Raw genomic sequence first — 2,233 nt, 5'->3', positions numbered from 1 at the left:
AGTTGTGCGGATTAGACCCGAAACCGGGTGATCTATCCATGAGCAGGTTGAAGCAAGGGTAAAGCCTTGTGGAGGACCGAACCAGTACTGGCTGAAAACAGTTTGGATGACTTGTGGATAGGGGTGAAAGGCCAATCAAACCCGGTGATAGCTGGTTCTCCCCGAAATATATTGAGGTATAGCCTTGCAGATTGTCTGCCGGAGGTAAAGCACTGACAGAGCTAGGGGACCCACCCGTCTACCAACCTCTATCAAACTCAGAATACCGGTCAGATGTACTGCAGGAGTCAGACGGCGGGTGCTAAGGTTCGTCGTCAAAAGGGTAACAGCCCAGACCGACAGCTAAGGCCTCCAAATGCATGCTCAGTGGTTAAGGTGGTGACGTTGTAGAGACACCCAGGACGTTGGCTTAGAAGCAGCCATCGTTTAAAGAAAGCGTAATAGCTCACTGGTCTAATGACGTTGCGCCGAAAATGTAACGGGGCTAAGCATGCTGCCGAAGCTTCGGATTTGTCGTATGACATCTGGTAGGGGAGCGTTCTCTGCGGAGTGAAGATGGATTGTGAAGTCTGTTGGACTGCAGAGAAGTGATTATGCTGACATGAGTAACGATAAAACAGGTGAAAAACCTGTTCGCCGTAAACCCAAGGTTTCCTGGGTCAAGGTAATCTTCCCAGGGTTAGTCGGTTCCTAAGGCCAGGCTGAAAGGCGTAGCTAATGGGAAACAAGTTAATAGTCTTGTACTTGTATGAATGTGCGATGAAGGGACGCAGGACGGTAGACAGGCCAGTTAGTGGATTCTGGTTCAAGTAGGTAGGCATGCTTCATAGGCAAATCCGTGAGGCTGAGCCGAGATACGATGTCGAGGTCGAAAGACCGTCAAGCTGTTGAGCCGCTGCTGCCAAGAAAAGCTTCTAAGTTTAGTTCATGCAAACCGTACCGGAAACCAACTCAGGTGGGTGGGATGAATAATCCAAGGCGCTCGAGAGAACTCTGGCCAAGGAACTCGGCAAAATAACCCCGTAACTTCGGAATAAGGGGTGCTCCTTCGGGTGAAGAATTTACTTTGTAAGCCCGGAAGAGTCGCAGAAAAGAGGTGGGGGCAACTGTTTACTAAAAACATAGGTCTGTGCGAAGTCTTACAGACGACGTATACGGACTGACGCCTGCCCGGTGCCGGAAGGTTAAAAGGAGGAGTCAGCGCAAGCGAAGCCCCGAATTGAAGCCCCGGTAAACGGCGGCCGTAACTATAACGGTCCTAAGGTAGCGAAATTCCTTGTCGGGTAAGTTCCGACCTGCACGAATGGCGTAATGATCTCCACACTGTCTCGGCCAGAGACTCGGTGAAATTGAAGTCGCGGTGAAAATGCCGTGTACCCGCAGAAAGACGGAAAGACCCTGTGCACCTTTACTATAGCTTGACATTGGGTTTTGAGCCTGCATGTGTAGGATAGGTGGGAGACTGTGAACCCTGTACGCCAGTATGGGGGGAGTCATTGGTGAAATACCACCCTTGTTTGTTCAGAGCCCTAACTCGCAGCTGTTACCCAGCGCGAGGACAGTGTCTGGTGGGTAGTTTGACTGGGGCGGTCGCCTCCTAAAGAGTAACGGAGGCATGCAAAGGTTCCCTCAGGCTGATTGGAAACCAGCCGTCGAGTGCAAACGCATAAGGGAGCTTGACTGCAAGAGAGACATCTCGAGCAGGTACGAAAGTAGGCGCTAGTGATCCGGTGGTCCCGAATGGAAGGGCCATCGCTCATTGGATAAAAGGTACGCCGGGGATAACAGGCTGATCGCATCCAAGAGTTCACATCGACGATGCGGTTTGGCACCTCGATGTCGGCTCATCACATCCTGGGGCTGAAGCAGGTCCCAAGGGTACGGCTGTTCGCCGTTTAAAGTGGTACGCGAGCTGGGTTTAAAACGTCGTGAGACAGTTTGGTCCCTATCTTCTGTGGGCGTAGGAGAATTGAGAGGGTTTGACCCTAGTACGAGAGGACCGGGTTGAACGCACCACTGATGGATCTGTTGTCGCGCCAGCGGCATGGCAGAGTAGTTATGTGCGGAAGGGATAACCGCTGAAAGCATCTAAGCGGGAAGCCTGCCTCAAGATAAGTTCTCCCTGACATAAGTCCTGTAGGGCCGAGGAAGACTACCTCGTTGATAGGCTGGAGGTGGAAGTGCCGTGAGGCATGGAGCTGACCAGTACTAATAGCCCGTGAGTCTTATTCTT

At 51.9% G+C, this 2,233-nt stretch carries 1 rRNA gene; it reads left to right on the top strand.

The features are described 5' to 3' along the window. Positions 1-2,233 (top strand): 23S ribosomal RNA (locus B5F76_RS14200); the annotation flags it as partial.

Origin of the sequence: Desulfovibrio sp. An276 (genome assembly GCF_002159665.1) — a bacterium.
Taxonomy (GTDB): Bacteria; Desulfobacterota; Desulfovibrionia; order Desulfovibrionales; family Desulfovibrionaceae; genus Desulfovibrio; species Desulfovibrio faecigallinarum.
This window is presented reverse-complemented; position numbering and strand designations above follow the sequence as displayed.